Origin of the sequence: Klebsiella sp. K5-204 (assembly GCF_030128585.1) — a bacterium.
GTDB classification, from domain to species: domain Bacteria; phylum Pseudomonadota; class Gammaproteobacteria; order Enterobacterales; family Enterobacteriaceae; genus Klebsiella; species Klebsiella quasipneumoniae.
The window spans coordinates 1-7,390 of the sequence record NZ_JAKUZS010000025.1 but is presented as its reverse complement, the minus strand read 5'-3'; the positions used below and the strand labels follow the sequence as shown (position 1 = coordinate 7,390).

The window sequence follows — 7,390 nt, the reverse complement described above, 5'->3', positions numbered from 1 at the left end:
TATGGCCCTGGTACGAGCGCTGAACAAAATGACGAAAGCAGGTATGCCTGAAAGCGTGCGTATTGCCTGAAAACACAACCCGCTACGGGGGAGACTTACCCGAAATCTGATTTATTCAACAAAGCCCATTCCGTCCTGATAAGTTGGTCGGATAAGGCGCTCGCGCCGTATCCGACATTAATTTCTTAAGCGACTTCATTCACCTGGCGACGCAGCAGGGAAAGTGGGTCGGGGCCGCTAAGCGTGAACACGGAAATTAAGGTGAAGCCCAGCGCCACCAGACCCAGCACCAGGTAAGCGCCCTGGAAACCGATGCTTTCATACATATTGCCCGCCAGAATAGACATAAAAATCATCGCCAGTTGCTTAAAGAAGCAGAAACAGACCAGATAAATCGTCGCTGAAAAACGCACTTCAAACTGGCTGGTAATATATTTAAAGCTGCCCACCAGCAGGAACGGTACTTCAAACATATGCAGCGTTTTCAGAATAACCACTTCCAGTGCTGAGGTAGCGAACGATGAGCCAATAATACGTACTGACATAATAGTGCCAGCCAGCAGCAGGGCGTTTTTCCCACCGATGCGATTAATGATCAGTGGCGCAAAAAACATAATCGAGGCGTTAAGTAATTCGCCCATTGTCGTTACGTAGCCAAATACCCGCGTACCCTGTTCACCGGTAGCAAAGAACGAAGTAAAGAAATTAGCAAACTGTTGGTCAAAAACATCGTAGGTGCAGGAAACGCCAATAACATACAGTGACAAAAACCACAGTTTTGGCTGTCTGAACAGTTCCAGCGCCAGCTTAAGGCTAAATGCCGAATGGTTGGCACCTACCGCATTGGCAACCGTGGCAGAAGAGGGCGCATCCGTTTTGGCGAAAAAGAGTAAAACGGCGAGGATGAGTGCACAGCCAGAACCCAGCCAGAAAACAAACTGATTATTGATGGTGAACATGATGCCGACAATCGAGGCACACAGCGCCCAGCCAACACAGCCAAACATCCGCGCGCGACCAAATTCGAAATTACTGCGACGGCTGACTTTCTCGATAAATGCCTCTACTGCTGGCGCACCGGCGTTAAAACAAAAGCCTAGATAAATACCACCAACAATCGATCCTACTAAAATGTTGTATTGTAACAGTGGCCCGAAGATAAAAATAAAGAACGGCGCAAACATCACTAACATGCCGGTAATAATCCACAGCAGGTATTTGCGCAGCCCGAGTTTGTCAGAAAGCAGACCAAACAGCGGTTGGAATAATAGCGAGAACAGAGAAATAGCGGCAAAAATAATACCCGTATCACTTTTGCTGATATGGTTGATGTCATGTAGCCAAATCGGGAAAAACGGGAAGTAGGCTCCCATGATAAAAAAGTAAAAGAAAAAGAATAAACCGAACATCCAAAAGTTTGTGTTTTTTAAATAGTACATAATGGATTTCCTTACGCGAAATACGGGCAGACATGGCCTGCCCGGTTATTATTATTTTTGACACCAGAGCAACTGGTAATGGTAGCTACCGGCGCTAAGGTGGAATTCCGCCGACACTGACGGGCTCCAGGAGTCGTCGCCACCAATCCCCATATGGAAACCGTCGATATTCAGCCATGTGCCTTCTTCCGCGTGCAGCAGATGGCGATGGCTGGTTTCCATCAGTTGCTGTTGACTGTAGCGGCTGATGTTGAACTGGAAGTCGCCGCGCCACTGGTGTGGGCCATAATTCAATTCGCGCGTCCCGCAGCGCAGACCGTTTTCGCTCGGGAAGACGTACGGGGTATACATGTCTGACAATGGCAGATCCCAGCGGTCAAAACAGGCCGCAGTAAGGCGGTCGGGATAGTTTTCTTGCGGCCCTAATCCGAGCCAGTTTACCCGCTCTGCTACCTGCGCCAGCTGGCAGGTCAGGCCAATCCGCGCCGGATGTGGCGTATTGCTCGCCACTTCAACACCAACGGTAATCGCCATTTGACCACTTCCATCAATCCGGTAGGTTTTCCGGCTGATAAATAAGGTTTTCCCCTGATGCTGCCACGCGTGGACCGTGGTAATCAGCACCGCGTCGGCAAGCGTATCTGCCGTGCACTGCAACAACGCTGCTTCGGCCTGGTAATGGCCCGCCGCCTTCCAGCGTTCGACCCAGGCGTTAGGGTCAATGCGGGTCGCTTCACTTACGCCAATGTCGTTATCCAGCGGTGCGCGGGTGAACTGATCGCGCAGCGGCGTCAGCAGTTGTTTTTTATCGCCAATCCACATCTGTGAAAGAAAGCCTGACTGGCGGTTAAATTGCCAACGCTTATTATCCAGCTCGATGCAAAAATCCGTTTCGCTGGTGGTCAGTTGCGGGATGGCGTGGGGCGCGGAGGGGAGTGTCACGCTGAGGTTTTCCGCCAGACGCCACTGCTGCCAGGCGCTGATGTGTCCGGCTGCTGACCATGTGGTCGCGTGCGGTTGCACTACGTAAACCGTTAGCCAGAGTTGTCCGGCGCTCTCCGGCTGCGGTAGTCCAGGCAGTTCAATCAACTGTTTACCTTGTGGAGCGACATCCAGAGGCACTTCACCGCTTGTCAGCAGCTTGCCATCCAGCGCCACCATCCAGTGCAGGAGCTCGTTATCGCTATGACGGAACAGGTATTCGCTGGTCACTTCGATGGTTCGCCCGGATAAACTGAACTGGAAAAACTGCTGCTGGTGTTTTGCTTCCGTCAGCGCCGGATGCGGCGTGCGGTCGGCAAAGACCAGACCGTTCATGCAGAACTGGCGATCATTCGGCGTATCGCCAAAATCACCGCCGTAAGCCGACCACGGATTGCCATTTTCATCATATTTAATCAGCGACTGATCCACCCAGTCCCAGACGAAGCCGCCCTGTAAACGGGGGTACTGACGAAACGCCTGCCAGTATTTAGCGAAGCCGCCAAGACTGTTACCCATCGCGTGGGCGTATTCGCAAAGGATCAGCGGGCGCGTCTCTCCAGGCAACGAAAGCCATTTTTTGATGGACCATTTCGGCACAGCCGGGAAGGGCTGGTCTTCATCCACACGCGCGTACATCGGGCAAATAATATCGGTTGCGGAGGTGTCGGCTCCGCCGCCTTCATACTGTACCGGGCGGGAAGGATCGACAGATTTGATCCAGCGATAGAGTGCGTCGTGATTAGCGCCGTGGCCTGATTCATTCCCCAGCGACCAGATGATCACACTCGGGTGATTACGATCGCGCTGCACCATTCGCGTTACGCGTTCGCTCATCGCGGGTAGCCAGCGCGGATCATCGGTCAGACGATTCATTGGCACCATGCCGTGGGTTTCAATGTTGGCTTCATCCACCACATACAGGCCGTAGTGGTCGCACAGCGTGTACCACAGCGGATGGTTCGGATAATGCGAACAGCGCACGGCGTTAAAGTTGTTCTGCTTCATCAGCAGGATATCCTGCACCATCGTCTGCTCATCCATGACCTGACCATGCAGAGGATGATGCTCGTGACGGTTAACGCCGCGAATCAGCAACGGCTTGCCGTTCAGCAGCAGCAGACCATTTTCAATCCGCACCTCGCGGAAACCGACATCGCAGGCTTCTGCTTCAATCAGCGTGCCGTCGGCGGTGTGCAGTTCAACCACCGCACGATAGAGATTCGGGATTTCGGCGCTCCACAGTTTCGGGTTTTCGACGTTCAGACGTAGGGTGACGTGATCGGCATAACCACCACGCTCATCGATAATTTCACCGCCGAAAGGCGCGGTGCCGCTGGCGACCTGCGTTTCACCCTGCCACAAAGAAACCGTCACCCGCAGCTCATCGCGCAGCTCGCCGTACATCTGAACGTCTGCCTCCAGTACAGCGCGGCTGAAATCATCATTAAAGTGAGTGGCTACATGGAAATCGCTGATTTGCGTGCTCGGTTTATGCAGCAACGAGACGTCACGGAAAATGCCGCTCATCCGCCACATATCCTGATCTTCCAGATAACTGCCGTCACTCCAGCGCAGCACCATCACCGCGAGGCGGTTTTCTCCGGCGTGTAAAAATGCGCTCAGGTCAAATTCAGACGGCAAACGACTGTCCTGTCCGTAACCGACCCAGCGCCCGTTGCACCACAAATGAAACGCCGAGTTAACACCATCAAAAATAATTCGCGTCTGGCCTTCCTGTAGCCAGCTTTCATCAACATTAAATGTGAGCGAGTAACAACCCGTCGGATTCTCCGTGGGAACATACGGCGGATTGACCGCAATGGGATAGGTCACGTTGGTGTAGATAGGCGCATCGTAACCGTGCATCTGCCAGTTTGAGGGGACGATGACAGTATCGGCGTCAGGAAGATCGCGCTCCAGCCAGCTTTCTGGTACCGCTTCTGGTGCCGGAAACCAGGCAAAGCACCATTCACCATTCAGGCTGCGCGACTCTTGGGAAGGGCGATCGGTGCGAGCCTCTTCGCTATTACGCCAGCTGGCGAAAGGGGGATGTGCCGCAAGGCGATTAAGTTGGGTAACGCCAGGGTTTTCCCAGTCACGACGTTGTAATACGACGGCCAGTGAATCCGTAATCATTGTCATAGTTGTATCCTGCGTGAATTGTTATCCGCTCACATTTTCGCATAACATACGAGCCGGACACATAGAGTGTAAAGCCTGGGGTGCCTAATGAGTGAGCTGACTCACATTAATTGCGTTGCGCTCACTGCCCGCTTTCAAGTCGGGAAACTTGTCGTGCCAGCTGCATTAAGGAATCTGCCAACGTGCGGGGAGAGGTGGTTTGCGTATTGGGCGCCAGGGTGGTTTTTCTTTTCACCAGTGAGACGGGCAACAGCTGATTGCTCTTCACCGCCTGGCCCTGAGAGAGTTTCAGCAAGCGGTCCAAGCTGGTTTGCCCCAGCAGGCGAAAATCCTGTTTGATGGTGGTTAACGGCGGGATATAACACGAGCTGTCTTCGGTATCGTCGTATCCCACTACCGAGATATCCGCACCAACGCGCAACCCGGACTCGGTAATAGCGCGCATTGCGCCCAGCGCCATCTGATCGTTGGCAACCAGCATCGCAGTGGGAACGATGCCCTCATTCAGCATTTGCATGGTTTGTTGAAAACCGGACATGGCACTCCAGTCGCCTTCCCGTTCCGCTATCGGCTGAATTTGATTGCGAGTGAGATATTTATGCCAGCCCGCCAGACGCAGACGCGCCGAGACAGAACTTAATGGGCCCGCTAACAGCGCGATTTGCTGGTGACCCAATGCGACCAGATGCTCCACGCCCAGTCGCGTACCGTCTTCATGGGAGAAAATAATACTGTTGATGGGAGTCTGGTCAGAGACATCAAGAAATAACGCCGGAACATTAGCGCAGGCAGCTTCCACAGCAATGGCATCCTGGTCATCCAGCGGATAGTTAATGATCAGCCCACTGACGCGTTGCGCGAGAAGATTGTGCACCGCCGCTTTACAGGCTTCGACGCCGCTTCGTTCTACCATCGACACCACCACGCTGGCACCCAGTTGATCGGCGCGAGATTTAATCGCCGCGACAATTTGCGACGGCGCGTGCAGGGCCAGACTGGAGGTGGCAACGCCAATCAGCAACGACTGTTTCCCCGCCAGTTGTTGTGCCACGCGGTTGGGAATGTAGTTCAGCTGCGCCATCGCCGCTTCCACCTTTTCCCGCGTTTTCGCAGAGACGTGGCTGGCCTGGTTCACCACGCGGGAAACGGTCTGATAAGAGACACCGGCATACTCTGCGACATCGTATAGCGTTACTGGTTTCACATTTACCACCCTGAATTGACTCTCTTCGGGTGCTATCATGCCATACCACGAAATGTTTTGCGCCATTCGGAGGGGGCACGCCGAAGTGAGATTCAAAATGCCGACGTCAGTTCACAGGTGGGTAATGATACCAACGTGTTGATTTCGTATTTTCACTGACACCAGGATCATCCTGATGTTACAAGGATTGAATGACTACAGATTAAAATAGTCATCAACAGGTTGACAGCATTACCCAGCGCCCGCTTTCCGCGTATTTTTCGATTTGCACTGCCGGGGGCACTGGCGGGTATCGCGTTCCGCACACTTTTACATTTATTTATCTGGTGACTGACCTTTTTAAGGAGACAGAATGAAAGCCGTTGGTTTCTGGCAACCCGGGAAAGTACATCCGTTATTGAAGATTTGTCGCTTCCCCACCCATCCATGCCCAAGGGGCGTGATCTTTTGATCAGAGTCAGGGCGGTCGCGGTTAACCCACGGGACCTGAAAAGCCGGCGAAACATCAGTCCCTCTGCAGGCAATCCGGTAGTTATGGGATACGACGCTTCCGGTGTTGTTGAAGCAACCGGACCAGATGTGACGCTGTTCAGGCCAGGTGACCACGTTTTCTATGCCGGTGTGCTCGATCGCCAGGGAGCCAACGCAGAGTTTCAGCTGGTTGACGAACGCATTACGGGGATAAAGCCGGCAGCACTAAGTTTTGAAGCTGCAGCGTCGGTTCCTCTGACCGGTCTGACAGCCTGGGAAATGTTATTTGATCGTCTGCAGTTGTCAGTGAACGGAGATGCTGATCAGACCCTGTTGATGCTTGGCGGTGCGGGCGGAGTCCCTTGTATGGCTATACAGCTTGCCCGCACTCTGAGTCGGGTGAACATCATCGGGACTGCCTCCCGGCAGGAGAGTGTCAGAGCGGTTCGCGGGTTTGGTGCGCATTATGTCCTGGATCATTCATGTGCGCTTGCGCCACAGGTTGCCAGCCTTGCTGGACTCCCTCCCATTACCCGGATTTTCTCAACGTACACCACGCCATCTGCCTGGGAAAATATGGCCGAAATTATTGCCCCACAAGGCCGTATCGGACTCATCGACGACCCTGAACCACTGGATCTGCGTTTGATCAAATTTAAGAGCGTTTCTGTTCACTGGGAGGCAATGTTTACCCGCCCCATGCATGCTACTGCGGACATGTCTAAACAGCATGATATTCTTAACAAACTCTCATGCATGCTGGATTCCGGTAAGCTCAAACCTCCGTTGCTGGCAGAGTATGGCAGGCTGAATGCTAAAGCACTTCGCCGGGCTCATGAGGACATGGAAAATAAAAATGTGAACGGGAAAATTGTTTTTTCAGGGTTCTGATGAACAGGCCTGTCAGAGTAAAAAAAGATTCGGGTTCAGCACAATGCTGAATTCTGTCTGGCTATAGAGTAAGAATCGTACCGGAATTGAGCATTTACCCTCAGTACCTGCGGATGAAAAAGCAGTCTGCCCGGCACTGTTGCAAATAGTCGGTGGTGATAAACTTATCATCCCCTTTTGCTGATGGAGCTGCACATGAACCCATTCAAAGGCCGGCATTTTCAGCGTGACATCATTCTGTGGGCCGTACGCTGGTACT

At 52.9% G+C, this 7,390-nt stretch carries 4 protein-coding genes and 2 pseudogenes; 3 read left to right on the top strand and 3 right to left on the bottom strand.

Annotated features, from left to right (window positions below):
* Positions 1–70: hypothetical protein (locus tag MKR05_RS26595; protein WP_223349232.1), on the top strand; the 70-nt coding region annotated here is incomplete at its 5' end.
* A gap of 115 nt (positions 71–185) precedes the next feature.
* On the opposite strand, the gene lacY is transcribed toward MKR05_RS26595, so the two are convergent.
* From lacY to lacI, 3 genes are all read right to left on the bottom strand, one after another.
* On the bottom strand, positions 186–1,439 hold the full coding sequence (gene lacY / locus MKR05_RS26590) for a lactose permease (protein ID WP_023287163.1): 1,254 nt from the start codon (positions 1,437–1,439) through the stop codon (positions 186–188).
* 51 nt (positions 1,440–1,490) lie between these two features.
* A complete protein-coding gene (gene lacZ, locus MKR05_RS26585) occupies positions 1,491–4,565 on the bottom strand; it encodes a beta-galactosidase (RefSeq protein WP_080934706.1) in 3,075 nt (1,024 codons plus the stop codon).
* Positions 4,566–4,686: 121 nt separating this feature from the next.
* A complete protein-coding gene (gene lacI, locus MKR05_RS26580) occupies positions 4,687–5,769 on the bottom strand; it encodes a DNA-binding transcriptional repressor LacI (RefSeq protein ID WP_048292269.1) in 1,083 nt (360 codons plus the stop codon).
* Between the two features lie 352 nt (positions 5,770–6,121).
* Between lacI and MKR05_RS26575 the strand changes: the two are divergent.
* Positions 6,122–7,131, top strand: a pseudogene (locus MKR05_RS26575) (zinc-binding alcohol dehydrogenase family protein).
* A 195-nt stretch (positions 7,132–7,326) separates the two neighbouring features.
* Positions 7,327–7,390 (top strand): annotated as a pseudogene (locus MKR05_RS26570) (hypothetical protein); the annotation flags it as partial.

Excerpts from the sequence above, each read along its gene's own strand:
- lacY (WP_023287163.1), bottom strand. The coding sequence starts at position 1,439 with ATGTACTATTTAAAAAACACAAACTTTTGGATGTTCGGTTTATTCTTT.
- lacZ (WP_080934706.1), bottom strand. The coding sequence starts at position 4,565 with ATGACAATGATTACGGATTCACTGGCCGTCGTATTACAACGTCGTGAC.